The organism is Azospirillum sp. BE72 (assembly GCF_031455875.1).
Taxonomy (GTDB): domain Bacteria; phylum Pseudomonadota; class Alphaproteobacteria; order Azospirillales; family Azospirillaceae; genus Azospirillum.
Map to the genome: position 1 here is coordinate 1 of NZ_JAVDTO010000010.1, position 15658 is coordinate 15658.

Sequence of the window (15658 nt, forward strand, 5' to 3'; positions counted from 1 at the left end):
CATCCGGTGGTGCGGGTGCCGTGGAACGACATGGTGACGCTGAAGCGCTACCTGGACATCGGCGTGCAGTCCTTCCTCATCCCCTATGTGGAGAGCGCGGAGGAGGCGGCGAACGCGGTGTCCTACACCCGCTATCCGCCGCATGGCGTGCGCGGCTATTCGGCGGCGCCGCGGGCAAGCGGCTTCGGCCGGATCAAGGATTATCCGCAGCAGTGCGAGGCGGAGCTTGCGGTGCTGGTGCAGGTGGAAAGCCGCCGGGGCCTGGACAACATCGAGGAGATCGCCGCGGTCGAGGGCGTGACGGGTGTGTTCATCGGCCCCGGCGACCTTGCGGCGGCGCTGGGGCATGTCGGCAACCCCAAGCACCCGGAGGTTCAGGCGGCGATCGAGGACGCCATCGCCCGCATCCGCGCCTGCGGCAAGCCGGCCGGCATCCTGTCGGCCGACGAGGCTTTGGCGAGGCGCTACATCGAGCTGGGCTGCACATTCGTCGCCGTCGGCTCCGACCTCGGCATTCTAGCCCGCACCTCCGAGCAGCTCGCCGCCAGGTTCAAGACGAACGCCTGAGAGGACCCCGTCCGATGTCCGACACTCCGCTCTACATCAAGGTGCATGGCGACGACAATGTCGCCATCATCGTCAACAACCTGGGCCTGCCGGAAGGAACGGCGTTCCCCTGCGGCCTGACCTTGCGCGAGTTCGTGCCCCAGGGCCACAAGGTGGCGCTCGCCGATCTGGCGGAGGGCGAGCCGATCCTCCGCTACGGCGAGGTGATCGGCCATGCCGCGCGAGACATCGCCCGCGGAAGCTGGATCGAGGAATCGCTGGTGAGGCTGCCGTCCGCTCCGGCGCTGGGCAGCCTGCCGCTCGCCACCAACGTCCCGCCGGCGCAGCCCCCGCTGGAGGGCTACACGTTCGAAGGCTTCCGCAACCCGGACGGCTCGGTCGGCACCAAGAACCTGCTGGGCATCAGCATGAGCGTGCAGTGCGTGGCCGGGGTGATGGACTTCGCCATCGAGCGCATCAAGAAGGAGCTGCTGCCCCGCTACCCGAATGTCGACGATGTCGTCGCTATCGAGCACGCCTATGGCTGCGGCGTGGCGATCAACGCCCCCGAAGCGGTGGTGCCGATCCGCACCCTGCAGAACCTTGCCCGCAATCCCAACCTGGGCGGTCAGGTGATGGTGGTCGGGCTGGGCTGCGAGAAGTTGCAGCCGGAACGCCTGCTGCCGGCCGGCGCGTCCGGCGACACCAGCATCATGACGCTTCAGGACGAACGCCATGTCGGCTTCGGCGCCATGGTCGCCTCGATCATGGAGATGGCGGAGAAGCGCCTTGGGGAGCTGAACGGGCGCCGGCGCGTGACCTGCCCGGCCGCCGACCTCGTGGTCGGCATGCAGTGCGGCGGCAGCGACGCCTTTTCCGGGGTCACCGCCAACCCGGCGGTCGGCTATGCCTCGGACCTGCTGGTGCGGGCCGGCGCGACCGTGATGTTCTCCGAAGTGACGGAAGTGCGCGACGCCATCCACCTGCTGACGCCGCGCGCCGTCGACGAGGAGGTCGGCCGGGCCCTGATCCGCGAAATGGACTGGTACGACCGTTACCTCTCCGCCGGCCAGACCGACCGCAGCGCCAACCCGTCGCCGGGCAACAAGAAGGGCGGGCTGGCGAATGTGGTGGAAAAGGCGCTGGGCTCCATCGCCAAGTCGGGCAGCAGCCCGATCGTCGGGGTGCTGTCGCCCGGCGAGCGGGCCGACCGCAAGGGGCTGATCTACGCCGCGACCCCCGCCAGCGACTTCGTCTGCGGCACGCTGCAACTGGCGTCGGGCTGCAACATGGAGGTGTTCACCACCGGGCGCGGCACTCCCTACGGTCTTGCCATGGTGCCGGTCATCAAGGTCTCGACCCGCACGGCGCTGGCCGAGCGCTGGCACGACCTGATCGACGTGGATGCCGGGCGCATCGCCACCGGTCAGGCCACCATCGAGGATATCGGCTGGGAGATCTTCCGCATGATCCTGGATGTCGCCAGCGGCCGGAAGAAGACCTGGGCCGACCATTGGGGCATCCGCAACGCGATGACGCTGTTCAACCCGGCGCCGGTCACCTGATCGGACCGGTTCCCTTGCACAGTGCCCCGGCGTTGGTTGCCGGACGTAAAAATTTGTTTCACATCGTTGCAATCAAAAGGGTTGGATTGACACTGTTCGTATGGCCTATTCCAGGCGCATGCAGGACGTGGGGCGCTTCCATGCCATGACCGGGCATCGCATGGAAAGACACGGTACGCAGCATGATCATGTGGCTCGATTCCCTGTTCCGTCCCGCCGCGCCGGGCCCCCTGGACGCCGTGTTGGTCGGGTCCTACACCCCCTGGTTGGTGGGGCTGTCCTTCCTGGTCGCGGCTTTCGCCTCCCTGGCTGCCCTGATGATCGCGCAGCGGCTGTCCACCGCCGCGCCGCTGGCCCGGGCGGTATGGCTGGCCGCCGGTTCGGCCAGCATGGGCGGCGGAATCTGGGCCATGCATTTCATCGGCATGCTGGCGTTCGCGCTGCCCTGCGGCGTCAACTACAGCGCCGGCCTGACCCTGCTGTCGCTCCTGCCGGGAATGATGGCCAGCGGCGTCGCCCTGCGAGTGATCGGACGGACTGACGAGATCGGGCGCAAGCGGCTGGCGCTCAGCGCCGTCCTCATGGGCGCCGGCATCGGCGCCATGCACTACACCGGCATGGCCGCCATGGATATCGACGCGGTGCTGCGCTATGACGCGCGGCTGGTGGTGCTGTCGGTCGTGGTCGCGGTGGTGCTGGCCTTCGTCTCGCTGAGCATCCGCGGCCTGACCCGCCGGGCCAAGGCGGCCGGCGGGCGCCTTCTGGCGATGTCGGCGGCGGCGGCGGTGATGGGCGGCGCCATCACCGGCATGCACTACACCGCCATGCATGCCGCGGTCTTCTTCCCCGCCGAACAGCCGGTGGCGCTCGTCGCCACGCTGCCGCCGACGACGCTCGCCCTGCTGGTCGTCGTCTTCGCGGTGTCGCTCGCCACCGCCACCATGGCCGCCGCCGTCGCCGGGCGTCAGGTCGAGACCGCCCAGGCACTGCGCGAGGAGATCGCCCGCCGCGCCGCGCTGGAGCGGGACGCCAAGGCCGGCGAGGCGCGGCTCCAGGCGATCTTCGATACGGTGGTAGACGGCATCATAACCATCAACGAGCGCGGCACCATCCTGCGGTGGAGCCCGGCCGCCTCCCGGATTTTCGGCTACGGCGCCGAGGAGACCATCGGCAACAACGTCTCCCTCCTGATGCCCGAGCCGCACCATTCGGCGCATGACGACTATCTGCGTCGTTTTCTCGACACCGGCGAGGCCAAGATCATCGGAATCGGGCGCGAGACCGTCGGCCGCCGCAAGACCGGAGAGCTCTTCCCGCTGGAGTTGTCGATCAGCCAGGTCCGGCTGGGCGAGGAGATGCTGTTCACCGGCATCGTCCGCGACGTCACCGAGCGCAAGCGCGTGCAGCGTGAGCTTGAGGAGGCCGTGCGCGGCGCCGACGCCGCCAACCGTGCCAAGTCGGCCTTCATCGCCAATGTCAGCCACGAGGTGCGCACGCCGCTGAACGCCATCATCGGCATGGCGCATGTTCTCATGCGGGCCGGCATGGAACGGTCCCAGCATGACCAGGCGGCCAAGATTCTCAACGCCGGCCGCTCGCTGCTGTCGATCATCAACGACATCCTCGACTTCTCGAAGGTCGAGGCCGGACAGCTCACCATCGAGGCGATCGAGCTGGACCTTGAGCGGGTGCTCCAGGACGTCGCCGATATGGTGGTCGAGAAGGCGGCGGCGAAGGGGCTCGAACTGGTCGTCGACATCGGCACCGACGTGCCGATGCGCCTTGTCGGCGACCCGCTGCGGCTCGGACAGATCCTGCTGAACTACGTCAGCAACGCCGTCAAGTTCACCCAGTCGGGCGAGATCAAGGTCACGGTGCGGCGCGACCACGGCGCGGGCGCACCGGCGGAAGGGCGCGTGCGCCTGAATTTCGCCGTCAGCGACACCGGCATCGGTCTGTCGGAGGAAGCGCGGGGCCGCCTGTTCCAGCCCTTCCAGCAGGCTGACGCATCGACCACCCGGCGCTTCGGCGGCACCGGGCTCGGCCTCGTCATCAGCAAGCGGCTGGCCGAGATGATGGGCGGCAGCGTCGGGGTGGAAAGCCGCCCCGGCGAGGGCAGCACCTTCTGGTTCACCGCCGTGCTGGGCGTCGCCGCCAGCGCCGCGGACCGGAAGGCCGCCACGCCGGCCGGGCTGCGCGGCCGCCGCGCCCTGGTGGTCGAGGACAACGACAGCACCCGCACCGTGATCTGCGACATGCTGCGCTCCATGACCTTCGAGGTGCAGGGGGCCGCGGGCGGCAACGAGGCGGTCACGGCGACCCGCGCGTCGCTCGCCGCCGGCAAGCCCTTCGACATAGTCTTCGTCGACTGGCGGATGCCGGGCATGGACGGCATCGACGCGGTGCGCGCGATCCGCGCTCTGCACGCCAAGGACCCGGCTTCCGCCGCCGACCCGGCCTTCGTGCTGGTCACGGCCTATGGCGGGGCGGAGATCATGCACCGTGCCGCACGTGCCGGCGTCGACGAAATCCTGGTCAAGCCGGTGAACCCCAGCATCCTGCTCGACGCCGCATCCCGCGCGCTCGGCATCGTCGGCGCCGACGTGATTCCGACTGACGCGCCCGACGCCGCGATCGGCGCGCAGTTGGCCGGGCTGCGCATCCTGGTCGCCGAGGACAATCCGCTGAACCAGGACGTCGCCCGCGAACTGCTGACCAGCGTCGGCGCCCTGCCCGACATCGCCGACAATGGCGCCGTCGCTCTGGAGCGGCTGGCGGCACAGCCCTATGACCTCGTCCTGATGGACATGCAGATGCCGGTGATGGACGGGTTGACCGCCGTCCGCCTCCTCCGCGAACGGCCCGAACTGACGACGCTGCCGGTGGTCGCGATGACGGCCAACGCCATGGCGGGCGACCGCCGGGCATGCCTGGACGCCGGCATGAACGACCACCTCTCCAAGCCGATCGATCCGGACGAGCTGTACGCGATGGTCGCCCGTTGGGCCGGACGTGCGACGGAGGATTCGGACGGGTCGGCGGAATGCTCCCCGGACGGTGCCGCGCCCGGCATCCGCCGTACGATGGTCGGCGTGCCGTCGCCCTTCGACGCCGTCGGGCCGGAGATCGACGCGGCGGCGGGCCTGCACCGGGTGCTGAACCGGCCGCAGCTCTATCGTTCCCTGCTCGACCGCTTCCGGGCCGAACAGGAAGGATCGGCCGTGCTGATCGCCGATGCGCTCGCCGATGGCAACCTCGCCCTTGCGGAGCTCACCGCCCACACCGCCAAGGGCCTGTCGGCGCAGATCGGGGCCGGCGCGCTCGCCGAGGAGGCGGCGGCGTTGGAAGCCGCCTTGCGCCGCGGCGAAACGGGAACCCAAACGGACGGGCTCGTCGCCCGTTATGCGCAGGCGTTGCGCCGGACTCTGGCCGCCATCGACTGCGCGATCCCGCGGCAGGCGGCACCTCCCGCCGGATCGCCCGGCAAGCCGGCGGCTTTTGACGTCCTACCCCCGCTGAGTGCTGCGCAGGAGGACCTTCTGCGCCGGCTTGACGCCCTGCTGGCCGACGACGACGCCGATGCCCACGAACTGGTTCGGCAGGAGGAGGAGGCTCTGCGCGCAGCGCTGGGATCCGAGGCCTACGGTGCTTTGGCCGCGGCCGTCGGGCGTTTCGATTTCGACCAGGGACTGGCCGTGACGCGCGGACGCCTGGCCGCCGTCGCGACCTCCGCCTGAATCCGCTCACCTCCATGTCCACAGCCGCCTTGCCGATCGAAAGACAGTTTGCGATGACCGACGCCGAAGCCCGTCGCCCCGTTGTGCTCGTGGTGGACGATACACCTGACAATCTGATGTTGATGGCCGGTCTGTTGAAGGAGAGCTACCGGGTCAAGGTGGCGAGCGGCGGCGAGAAGGCGCTGCGGATCGCGCAGACCGTTCCGGCTCCCGACCTGATCCTGCTCGACATCATGATGCCGGACATGGACGGTTACGACGTGTGCCGCCGGCTGAAGGCCGATGCCGCCACCCGGGACATCCCGGTCGTCTTCCTGACCGCTTTGTCGGAGCAGGCGGACGAACAGGCCGGGCTGGAGCTGGGTGCGGTCGACTACATCACCAAGCCGATCAGCGCGCCCATTCTGCTGGCCCGCGTGCGCAATCACATCCGCCTCAAGGAGGCAGCCGACTACATCCGCGACAAGAACCTGTTCCTCGAAGCCGAAGTGGAGCGCCGCACCGCCCATATGCGGGCGATCCAGGACGTGACGATCATGGCGTTGGCCTCTCTGGCGGAGACGCGGGACAACGAGACCGGCAGCCATATCCTGCGGACCCAGCATTACGTCCGCGCCCTGGCCGAAGAGCTGCGCCACCACCCGCGCTTCGCCGCCTTCCTGACCGACGGCGTCATCGACCTGCTCTACAAATCGGCGCCGCTGCACGACATCGGCAAGGTCGGCATCCCCGACGCCATCCTGCTGAAGCCGGGCAAGCTGACGGCGGAGGAGTGGGAAATCATGAAGACCCACGCCACGCTGGGCAGCGATTCCCTGGCGCGGGCGGAGGACCGGCTGGAAGGCGACACTCCATCCTTCCTGCGCTTCGCCCGCGAGATCGCCGATGCGCATCACGAGAAGTGGGACGGCTCCGGCTACCCGCGCGGCCTGAAAGGGGAGGACATTCCCGTGTCGGCCCGGCTGATGGCACTGGCCGACGTCTACGATGCCCTGATCTCCAGGCGCGTCTACAAGGAACCGATGAGCCATGAGCAGGCCGTGGCGATCATCTTGGACGGGCGGGGCCGCCACTTCGATCCGGATGTCGCCGACGCATTCCTGCGGCTTGCCGAACGTTTCCGGGAAATCGCAGAGCGCTACGCCGACCAAAGCATGTCGTGAGACCCGCACCGCCCCCTACGACGTCGAGCATGCCGGAGACCGTCGGAGGTAGGGCGGGACGATTGCCGACATGGAGCGCCGGCGCTTCGCCGGCGGACGGGAGTTCCCTCCTCAATCGGCCCTTTTGAAGTCCATGGTCCAATTCGTTTCCCAGCTTTCGCCGCCGTCGGCCGACATCGCCTGTTCCCAGCGCGGATTGGCGGTGTGGGTATCCAGCCAGAGGAAACGGGTTTTGACCGGCCGTCCCTTGAAGCATTCGTCCGCGTAGAAAGTCCCGACATTGCCCTCGAACCGCCCCACCACAGGCGTCTCGATTGAATGCGGGTCGGCAGCGGAAAGCCACCAGATGGCCCAGAGCCCGCTCTGTGGATCATAGGACCTGATTGCAATCGCTCTGTAGGCGCCCTGCGGAAGGTTCAGGAAGTTATCTTCAATGTTCCCGTTGCCCCCGAGAACCGGCCGCATGTCCGCCGTCCCGGTGAAGCTGTCCCACTCCCGGCAACCAGCCAGACGCTCACGCAGACGGCGATGCGAGACGTGCCAGGTCCCGATTTCGAAATCAAAGGCACGCGCCATCACGTCACGGTCACTCATCTGCAATCCCCCAATGCCGGATACGGGTAGTATGTTCGCTTTTTGTTCCGATCAGTGTCAATGGCATACTTCAGCTGGCGCATTTCGGAACTGCCATATCGCCTGAAGACCGATCTGTGCCGGCCAGCCCCAAAATCTTGAGTCCGTCAGATGCTTATTGAAGCATCTGACGGACTCTAGCCTTTTGATTTTCCGTGCGATTCACGCTTCAGACGATTTCGTCTGAACCGATCGCACTCTAGTCCATTTTTGTAAAATTTATCCCAGGCACGATTGCATTCTACAACGTTGACGGCGAGCCGGATTCGTGTTCCCCTTAAATCTACTAGAGTTATGGATATGAGGGGAGCACGATGATGCGACAGCCAAGACGCCCCAGCCGCCGCGCCTTCGCGGCCATTGCCGCGTCGGTGATGGGGCTGCTGATGACGTCGGCAATCGCGGCTCCGGCGGCTGCCGAAGGACGCATCCGCATCGCCGAGCAATATGGACTCGGCTATCTGCCGCTGCATGTGCTGCGCCACAACCAGCTGATCGAGAAGCACGGCAAGGCGCTGGGCCTCGACATCGCCGTCGAGTGGGTTCAGCTGTCCGGCGGCGCGGCGATGAACGATGCGCTGCTGTCCGGCAGCATCGATTTGGGCTCCGCCGGTATCGGGCCGCTGCTGACCATCTGGGACCGGACCAGGGGCAACGCCAACGTCAAGGCGATCGCGTCGCTGAACGACATGCCGCTGTTCCTGACCACCGCCAACCCCAAGGTCAAATCGCTGAAGGATTTCACCGACGCCGACAAGATCGCGCTGCCGGCGGTGAAGGTCGGCGTGCAGGCGCGCATCCTGCAGATGGCTGCGGAGAAGGAACTCGGCCCCGGCAATTACGACGCGCTCGACAAACTGACCGTGTCGATGCCGCATCCCGACGCCACGGCGGCCCTGCTGTCGGGCAGCGGCGGCATCACCGCCCATCTCTCCGGCCCGCCCTTCCAGTACCAGCAACTGGACGACCCGAAGATCCGCAAGGTCTTCAGCTCCTACGACGTGCTGGGCGGGCAGCACAGCTTCAACCTGATCTGGAGCAAGCAGTCCTTCCGCGACGACAACCCGAAGACCTACCGGGCCTTCCTGAACGCACTTCGCGAGGCGATGGACAGCATCAACGCCGATCACGAGGCGGCGGCGGACGCCTATCTGGCGCAGAACAAGGGCAGCCTGGACAAGGCCTATATCCTGCGGCTGCTGAACGACCCGGACATCCGCTTCACCGTTACGCCGAACCGGACCGAGGCCTTCGCCGACTTCATGCACAGGGTCGGCGCCATCAAGAACAAACCGGCTTCCTGGAAGGATTTCTTCTTCGACGACCTGCATGACGGCGCGGGGAGCTGACGCGATGAACGCGCTGACCTATCCGCACAGCATCGACAGCGACGGCCTGTCCGAACGGCCGCTGCTGGACGTCTCCGGCGTGACCCTGCAATACAAGACGCGGCGCCACCTCGTCACCGCGACCTACCGCGTCGATTTCCAGGTGTTCCAGGCCGAACGCTACGTCCTGCTGGGGCCGTCGGGCTGCGGCAAATCCTCCCTGCTGAAGGCGGTCGGCGGCTTCCTGCAGCCGGTCGAGGGGGCGATCCGCCTGAACGGCCGCACCGTGACGAAGCCCGGCCCCGACCGCATGATGGTGTTCCAGGAGTTCGACCAGCTTCCGCCCTGGAAGACGGTGAAGGAGAACGTCATGTTCCCCCTGCTCGCCAGCGGCAAGGCCGGGCGGCGCGAGGCGGAGGAAAAGGCGCTCGACTGCATCGCCCGGGTGAACCTGACGAAGTTCGCCGATGTGCACCCGCACATGCTGTCCGGCGGCATGAAGCAGCGCGTCGCCATCGCCCGCGCCATGGCGATGGAGCCCGACATCCTGCTGATGGACGAGCCCTTCGCCGCGCTCGACGCGCTGACCCGCCGCAAGATGCAGGAGGAGTTGCTGCAGCTGTGGGACGACCTGCGCTTCACCGTGCTGTTCGTCACCCATTCCATCGAGGAGGCGCTGGTGGTCGGCTCGCGCATCCTGGTGCTGTCGCCCCATCCGGGACAGGTGAAGGCGGAGGTGAACTGCGACGGCTACGACCATGGCGCCGTCGGCGGAGCGGAGTTTCAGACCCTCGCCGGCCGCATCCACACCATGCTGTTCGCCGAAGATGTGGAAGGAAGCGGAAAGGGACCAAGCGCATGACCGAGCTGTCCTTCTCCCCGCGCCGCCTTTCATCCACCGGCAGGCGCGAGCCGCCGCAACGCCCCGAGTACGAGCGCACTGTCACCGCCACCGGCCCCATCGGCGACGTCGCCCGCCCGCTATCCCCGTGGGAGCGGCTGAGCAATGTCACGGCGCTGCGCCGGCTGCTGGTGCTGGCCGCGGTCGCGGCGCTGTGGCAGGCGGCGGCGGTCTGGCAGAACAACCCGCTGATGTTCCCGACCTTCACCGACACCGCGGCGGCGCTGTGGGACGGCATCCGGCGCGATAATCTGCTGTCGATGGCCTGGACCTCTCTGGCCGTGCTGCTGAAGGGCTATGCGGCGGCGGTGGTGCTGGCCGTGCTGCTGACCACGGTCGCCGTCTCCACCCGGATCGGCAACGACCTGCTGTCGACGCTGACCTCCATGTTCAACCCGCTGCCGGCCATCGCGTTGCTGCCGATCGCCATGCTGTGGTTCGGGCTGGGCGAGGTCAGCCTGATCTTCGTGCTGGTCCATGCCGTTCTGTGGCCGCTGGCGCTGAACACCCATGCCGGCTTCACCTCGGTGTCGGAGACGCTGCGGATGGCCGGGCGTAATTACGGGCTGTGCGGCCTGCGCTATGTCGTGACGCTGCTGATCCCCGCCGCCTTCCCGGCGATCCTGACCGGGCTGAAGGTCGGCTGGGCCTTCGCCTGGCGCACGCTGATCGCGGCGGAGCTGGTGTTCGGCGTGTCGTCCGGCAAGGGCGGGCTCGGCTGGTTCATCTTCCAGAACCGCAACGAGCTGTACATCGACAAGGTCTTCGCCGGCCTCGTCACCGTCATCCTGATCGGCCTGCTGGTCGAGAACGTCGTCTTCCGCTGGATCGAGGTCCACACGGTCCGCAAATGGGGCATGGTCCGCTAAATGGCTTTCCAAGACATCAATCCCGTGCGCTTCGATTCCAACCTGACGGTCGAGCGCCCGACCTTCGTCACCCATCTGGAATGCGCCTACACCGGCGAGCGGTACGAGGCCGACACCGTTCACAACCTGTCGCGCGCCGGCAAGCCGCTGCTGGTCCGCTATGACCTGAACGGCGTGAAGCAGGCGCTGACCAAAAGCTCGCTGTCCGAACGCCCGCAGGATCTGTGGCGCTACCGCGAGCTTCTGCCCGTCCGCCGGGTCGAGGACATCGTCAGCCTGGGCGAGGCGGTGACCCCGCTGGTCCCGCTGTCCCGTCTGGCAAAGCGGCTGGGGTCGGCAGAGTTGCTGGTGAAGGACGAGGGGCGGCTTCCCACCGGGTCCTTCAAGGCGCGCGGGCTGGTGATGGCGGTGTCGATGGCGAAATCCTTCGGCATCACCCACATAGCGATGCCGACCAACGGCAATGCCGGTGCAGCGCTCGCCGCCTACGCCACCCGCGCCGGCATCCGCACCACCATCTTCTGCCCGGCCGACACGCCGGAGGTGAACGTGTCGGAGATCGAGCTGCAAGGCGCCACCGTCTACCGCGTCAACGGCCTGATCGACGATTGCGGGAAGATCGTCGGCGAGGGCAAGGCCGAGGTCGGCTGGTTCGACGTGTCCACCCTGAAGGAGCCCTACCGGATCGAAGGCAAGAAGACCATGGGGCTGGAGCTTGCCGAACAGCTGGGCTGGGAGGTGCCGGACGTCATCTTCTATCCCACCGGCGGCGGCACCGGCCTGATCGGCATGTGGAAGGCCTTCGACGAGTTGGAGGCCATCGGCTTCATCGGATCGAAGCGACCGCGCATGGTGGCGGTGCAGGCCGCCGGCTGCGCTCCCATGGTCCGCGCCTGGGAACAGGGGGAGGAGCATGCCCCGCGCTGGGAGGATGCGCACACCATCGCGTCCGGCATCCGCGTGCCGCAGGCAGTCGGCGATTTCCTGATCCTGCGCGCCGTGCGCGAGAGCGGCGGCTTCGCCATCGCCGTGCCCGACGACGCCATCCAGGCCGCGCTGACCGAGGTGGCGCGGGAGGAGGGCTTCCTGCTCTGCCCCGAAGGAGCCGCGACCTACGCCGCCTACCGCCAAGCGCTGGCCGACGGCCGGGTCGGGCGGGACGAACGCGCCGTCCTGTTCAATTGCGCCACCGGCCTGAAATACCCGCTGACGCCGGTGCACCGCAAGCTGGACCGCACCCGGCCCATCGACTATTCGGCCTTCGGGTAAGCTGTTCGATGAGCGAGACCCGCCACCACCCGGACTGGCTGGTGGCGACGTCCTTGCAGTTCGCTCAAGCCCGGATCCTGTTCCGCAGCACCCCGTCCTCCAGGAACATCCGCACCGTCTCCGCCGCGTTGCGCCGCATCTCCACGGCCGCCTGATCGGAGTGGAAGGCGTTGTGCGGCGTCACCACCAGCCGTCCGGCCAGCCAGCCCTCCCCCGCCCGCCAGGCGTCGAGCAGCGGATGGGGGACCGGCGGTTCGACCGGCAGCACGTCGGTGCCGACGGCGGCCAGCCGGCCGTCGCGCAGGGCCGCTTCCACCGGGTCGAGCCCCGCGAACAGTTCGCCCCGCGCGGTGTTGACCAGAATGGCACCCGGCTTCATCGCTGCCAGGGTCGCCCCGTTCAGCAGTCCGCGCGTCTCCGGCGTCAGCGGGCAATGGAAAGTGACGATGTCGGATTCGGCCAGCAGGTCTTCCAGCCGGCGGGCGCGGCGGTAGCCGACCGCCTTCTCGTGTCCGGCCGGCTGCAACGGATCATAGCCCAGGATTCGATAGCCGAAGCCCTTCAGTCGGTTCACCACCGCGGTTCCGATCCGTCCGACCCCGACCACCCCCACGGTCGCGGCGCCGGAACGGTGCAGCGGCGTCAGCGTGTTGGCCTGCCAAGTCGTCGTATAGCCGCGGGCGCGGGCATCATGCTCCCACAGGCGCCGCTGCAGCGACAGGATCATGGCGACGGCATGGTCGGCGACCTCCTCCGTCCCGTAATCCGGGTTGTTGCAGAAAGGGATCCCGGCGGCCTCCAGCGCCGCGACATCGACGCGGTCGTAGCCGACGCCGAAGCGTACGACGATCCGGCAGCGCTTCAACCGCTCGACCGTGGCCGGACCGATGCGCGTGCTCCACACCAGCAGAGCGTCCAATCGGGCGAGACGCTCCGGATCGAGTTCCTCCTCCCGCCGACAATCGAGGAAATCGACCTCGGCGACACCATCCAGCGCAGCGGCTTCAAGATCGGGGGGCGGAATCATGTGATCGGTGATCCCGACGACGAACCGCCTTGCTTGCTGCTGCATCCCTGCCGCTCCTGTCATTTCCCAGGTTGATGAGGGCGTTATCTGTCCACGCAATTACGAGGTTTGCAAGATGAAGCCCATCACTAGAATAGGGAAACAGATATGCATTCAAGCAGCTGAACTGCCGAATAACCCTACATTCTCACAGGTGCCGCAGTGAAAACTCCGAACGCCGACGCACCGGGGGCCGGTCCGAGCCGTTGATCGACATCATCGGAGAGGCAGACTCGCGCTCAACATCAACCGCTCCGCAACCTCGCGCAGATGGTCGAGAAAGGCCCGCACCGCGGGGTTGGAGTGCCGGCTGGCAGGCCACAGCACGGCTATGGTGTTGCGCTCCATGGCGAAGTCGGCGAGCACGGCTTCGCCGACATCGACGACCACGCCCGAGGAGGGCAAGAACTCCATCTCCCGGTCGCCGATGCGGAAAGGCCAGCGGAAGGTCTGACCGCTGCTCTGATAGCGGAGGTTGACGGTGTCCGCGGCAAGCCGACGCCTGACGGCGGAGCTTCAAAGCTGGAAGGTATGAAAGCGGTTGGAAATCATCCTCGCCCTGCTCACGGCCGCAGCCATCTTCTCCATCGCAAACCAAGCACTGAGTGCTGAAAGCCGTGCCCTGTCATCTTGGCCAGCAAGAATGCGGGAACCACGCGGTTCCGGCGGCGAATGAGCATGACGCCAGGCACCAATTGTTTGCTGCCGCAGCCAGTTGCTCATTCCGGCCACTCGTGACGGAATCGGATGCTCCAGGCAGACCGGACATTGGCCGATGGCGTAGGGCCAGCCTCATTCGAATGCGCAACATCAAAGGAAATTGATGCGCAAAGCAGGACGAGCGGCTGCACCCAAATAGAAAACTCCAGCATTATCACCAAAGAACAGCCAAATTTTATCTGATTTTCTTTAATATAGGACTCGACGCCTCCGTCAAGAACACACTGGTGGACGAGATGTCAGTGCGGGTTGCGGGAAAAACATCTTTAACAAGCGCTGTGCCACACGCCCCTGATGACAGGAAGATCGGCACCGTCATCGACAGACTGGGATTTATTGCAACGTCGTTCTTATTACTTTATTCGTCACTGAGCTACTTCCTTGCAGCCTCGGATGCACAAGACGGGGAAGTCGGCCTGCCCAATCAAGCCGCTTTCTTCGCTCGGCTGGCAGCATCCATCGCAGACTTCCCGATCCCGCTGGCACATGCACTCACCGACGGCAACGTCTTCACCCATGATGGTCTTTATTTCCTGTTTTATTGCTTCCCGCTCGCCCTTCAGATCGCCGAGGCGGCATGGCTGTTCCGCTGGCTGTCCAATTTCAGCGGCCCGGTCACGAAGACGATGACGGACCGCCTCTTCTTCTGGCCGGTTCTTTTCACCGTCGCCTGCATTCCGTCGGTTCCGGTGATGACGCAGGACCTCTGGTTCTCCGCGCTGTGGGGCGAAAAAATCATCGATGGCCTCAACCCTTACTATGTTCCCTTCACGCCGGAACAGGCCAGCTTCTACCCCTTCGACGAGGTGTCGGCGATGATGACCTACGGTCCCCTGTGGGCGGTCATCTCGGCCGGCATCATGGCTCTCAGCGACGGTAATGTCTGGGTGACCGGGCTTCTGTTCAAGCTGGCCTTGGGGGGGGCCTGGATCGCCGCGCTCGCCATCGTCCGGCAGATCGGCCGGACCCATGACGAGGCGACCGCCGCAGCCGGCCTCGTCGCGTTCGGCTGGCTGCCCATCGGCCACATCTATTCGGCCGGCGAGGGACACAACGACATGGCGATGGTCGTCTTCATGCTGGTGTGGCTGATGCGCCTTCCCTCCGGCGACCGTGCCGGCCCGCTGGCGCTGGCGGCGTCGGCCGCCTGCAAATACACCAGCGCAGCCCTGGTCTCCGTCGATCTGCTGTACAGGGTCGGCAGGTCCGGGCGATTGGATCTCAAGAGCATCCTGGTTCCATATCTTCTGCGCGGAATTCCGGCAGCCGCCTTCTTCCTTGCCGTCCTGTTCCTCTTTTTCCGCTCTCCCACCTTCTTCGATGGAGCCCGCGGCATGACCGGCTGGCAGTGGCTTCAACCGGTCGACGTCGTCCGCGTGGCGGAGAGGCTGATGGGCATGGACCTCGCTCCCCTGCGCTGGCTCGTACGCGGTTCCTTCGCTGCTTTCGCCATGTGGACCCTGGCCACTCTGTACCGTCGGCCCACCACGGAAAATACCTGGAAGGCCGCCACTGCGGTGATGGCGGCGGTGGTGTTCAGCATATCGACCCATATGTGGCCCTGGTTCATGCTCTGGATCCTGGCGCTGGCCGCCCTCGTCCCCGCCTGGTGGTTCTCCCGCTGGATCTTCGGCGTCGCGGCGCTGGCCCCTTTCTCGATCGTCCCGTTCTGGCGCTACGAAGTGGGATTTGACCCCTTCTACACCAAGACGCTTCCGGCCCTGCCCCTCTATCTGGGTGCAACCCTCTTCATGGTGTGGATGCTCGACCGCGAGGAGCGCGCCGCGGTCATCGCATGGGCGGCGGCAGTCCCGGGACGCCTGGGCATCACCCGTCCGCACCGGTCATAAAGGAGCACGAG

At 66.5% G+C, this 15658-nt stretch carries 14 protein-coding genes; 9 read left to right on the forward strand and 5 right to left on the reverse strand.

What is annotated here, in order from left to right; all coding sequences use genetic code 11:
• Nucleotides 1-567 (forward strand): aldolase/citrate lyase family protein (locus J2Y49_RS21305; RefSeq protein ID WP_310116953.1); only part of this gene is annotated, 567 nt, incomplete at its 5' end.
• Nucleotides 568-581: 14 nt separating this feature from the next.
• Entirely contained in the window at nt 582-2111 is a 1530-nt protein-coding gene (garD, locus tag J2Y49_RS21310; protein ID WP_310116954.1) for a galactarate dehydratase, read from the forward strand.
• 58 nt (nt 2112-2169) lie between these two features.
• Here garD and J2Y49_RS21315 read toward each other — a convergent pair whose 3' ends face one another.
• On the reverse strand, nt 2170-2301 hold the full coding sequence (locus J2Y49_RS21315) for a hypothetical protein (RefSeq protein WP_310116955.1): 132 nt from the start codon (nt 2299-2301) through the stop codon (nt 2170-2172).
• On the opposite strand from J2Y49_RS21315, the gene J2Y49_RS21320 reads away from it, so the two are divergent.
• Nucleotides 2300-5848, forward strand: a complete 3549-nt coding sequence (locus tag J2Y49_RS21320; protein WP_310116956.1) for a response regulator — start codon at nt 2300-2302, stop codon at nt 5846-5848. The two genes, J2Y49_RS21315 and J2Y49_RS21320, sit on opposite strands and share 2 nt — an antisense overlap.
• A 53-nt stretch (nt 5849-5901) precedes the next feature.
• Entirely contained in the window at nt 5902-7011 is a 1110-nt protein-coding gene (locus J2Y49_RS21325) for a two-component system response regulator (RefSeq protein ID WP_310116957.1), read from the forward strand.
• Nucleotides 7012-7122: 111 nt separating this feature from the next.
• Here J2Y49_RS21325 and J2Y49_RS21330 read toward each other — a convergent pair whose 3' ends face one another.
• Nucleotides 7123-7605 carry a DUF1579 domain-containing protein gene (locus J2Y49_RS21330; protein ID WP_310116958.1) on the reverse strand — a complete coding sequence of 161 codons (483 nt, stop codon included), beginning with the start codon at nt 7603-7605 and terminating at the stop codon, nt 7123-7125.
• 356 nt (nt 7606-7961) lie between these two features.
• On the opposite strand from J2Y49_RS21330, the gene J2Y49_RS21335 reads away from it, so the two are divergent.
• Genes J2Y49_RS21335 through J2Y49_RS21350 form a run of 4 tightly spaced genes read left to right on the forward strand, consistent with a single transcriptional unit; the run spans nt 7962 to nt 12011 of the window.
• Nucleotides 7962-8993: an ABC transporter substrate-binding protein gene (locus J2Y49_RS21335; protein WP_310116959.1), complete on the forward strand. Its 1032-nt coding sequence runs from the start codon at nt 7962-7964 to the stop codon at nt 8991-8993.
• A gap of 4 nt (nt 8994-8997) precedes the next feature.
• Nucleotides 8998-9834, forward strand: a complete 837-nt coding sequence (locus J2Y49_RS21340; protein WP_310116960.1) for an ABC transporter ATP-binding protein — start codon at nt 8998-9000, stop codon at nt 9832-9834.
• Nucleotides 9831-10742 (forward strand): ABC transporter permease, encoded by a 912-nt coding sequence (locus J2Y49_RS21345; protein WP_310116961.1) that lies wholly within the window; start codon nt 9831-9833, stop codon nt 10740-10742. The genes J2Y49_RS21340 and J2Y49_RS21345 overlap by 4 nt, the downstream gene beginning before the upstream one ends.
• Nucleotides 10743-12011, forward strand: a complete 1269-nt coding sequence (locus J2Y49_RS21350) for a threonine synthase (RefSeq protein ID WP_310116962.1) — start codon at nt 10743-10745, stop codon at nt 12009-12011. It begins immediately after the preceding gene.
• A gap of 64 nt (nt 12012-12075) precedes the next feature.
• Here the strand turns inward: J2Y49_RS21350 and J2Y49_RS21355 are convergent, their stop codons facing one another.
• The 3 genes from J2Y49_RS21355 to J2Y49_RS21365 all read right to left on the reverse strand — a co-directional run bounded on the left by J2Y49_RS21355 (nt 12076) and on the right by J2Y49_RS21365 (nt 13800).
• A complete protein-coding gene (locus tag J2Y49_RS21355) occupies nt 12076-13083 on the reverse strand; it encodes a C-terminal binding protein (RefSeq protein ID WP_310116963.1) in 1008 nt (335 codons plus the stop codon).
• 210 nt (nt 13084-13293) lie between these two features.
• On the reverse strand, nt 13294-13491 hold the full coding sequence (locus J2Y49_RS21360) for a hypothetical protein (RefSeq protein WP_310116964.1): 198 nt from the start codon (nt 13489-13491) through the stop codon (nt 13294-13296).
• 102 nt (nt 13492-13593) lie between these two features.
• Complete coding sequence (locus tag J2Y49_RS21365) at nt 13594-13800, reverse strand: hypothetical protein (RefSeq protein ID WP_310116965.1); 207 nt, start codon at nt 13798-13800, stop codon at nt 13594-13596.
• Between the two features lie 224 nt (nt 13801-14024).
• Here J2Y49_RS21365 and J2Y49_RS21370 point away from each other — a divergent pair, with 224 nt between their 5' ends.
• Nucleotides 14025-15647: a hypothetical protein gene (locus tag J2Y49_RS21370; protein ID WP_310116966.1), complete on the forward strand. Its 1623-nt coding sequence runs from the start codon at nt 14025-14027 to the stop codon at nt 15645-15647.
• The last annotated feature ends 11 nt before the right edge of the window (nt 15648-15658 follow it).

What these genes read in the sequence shown, in the direction of transcription:
- garD (WP_310116954.1), top strand. Translation starts at nt 582, where the DNA reads ATGTCCGACACTCCGCTCTACATCAAGGTGCATGGCGACGACAATGTC.
- J2Y49_RS21320 (WP_310116956.1), top strand. Translation starts at nt 2,300, where the DNA reads ATGTGGCTCGATTCCCTGTTCCGTCCCGCCGCGCCGGGCCCCCTGGAC.
- J2Y49_RS21315 (WP_310116955.1), bottom strand. Translation starts at nt 2,301, where the DNA reads ATGATCATGCTGCGTACCGTGTCTTTCCATGCGATGCCCGGTCATGGC.
- J2Y49_RS21325 (WP_310116957.1), top strand. Translation starts at nt 5,902, where the DNA reads ATGACCGACGCCGAAGCCCGTCGCCCCGTTGTGCTCGTGGTGGACGAT.
- J2Y49_RS21330 (WP_310116958.1), bottom strand. Translation starts at nt 7,605, where the DNA reads ATGAGTGACCGTGACGTGATGGCGCGTGCCTTTGATTTCGAAATCGGG.
- J2Y49_RS21335 (WP_310116959.1), top strand. Translation starts at nt 7,962, where the DNA reads ATGCGACAGCCAAGACGCCCCAGCCGCCGCGCCTTCGCGGCCATTGCC.
- J2Y49_RS21340 (WP_310116960.1), top strand. Translation starts at nt 8,998, where the DNA reads ATGAACGCGCTGACCTATCCGCACAGCATCGACAGCGACGGCCTGTCC.
- J2Y49_RS21345 (WP_310116961.1), top strand. Translation starts at nt 9,831, where the DNA reads ATGACCGAGCTGTCCTTCTCCCCGCGCCGCCTTTCATCCACCGGCAGG.
- J2Y49_RS21350 (WP_310116962.1), top strand. Translation starts at nt 10,743, where the DNA reads ATGGCTTTCCAAGACATCAATCCCGTGCGCTTCGATTCCAACCTGACG.
- J2Y49_RS21355 (WP_310116963.1), bottom strand. Translation starts at nt 13,083, where the DNA reads ATGCAGCAGCAAGCAAGGCGGTTCGTCGTCGGGATCACCGATCACATG.
- J2Y49_RS21360 (WP_310116964.1), bottom strand. Translation starts at nt 13,491, where the DNA reads ATGGAGTTCTTGCCCTCCTCGGGCGTGGTCGTCGATGTCGGCGAAGCC.
- J2Y49_RS21365 (WP_310116965.1), bottom strand. Translation starts at nt 13,800, where the DNA reads ATGAGCAACTGGCTGCGGCAGCAAACAATTGGTGCCTGGCGTCATGCT.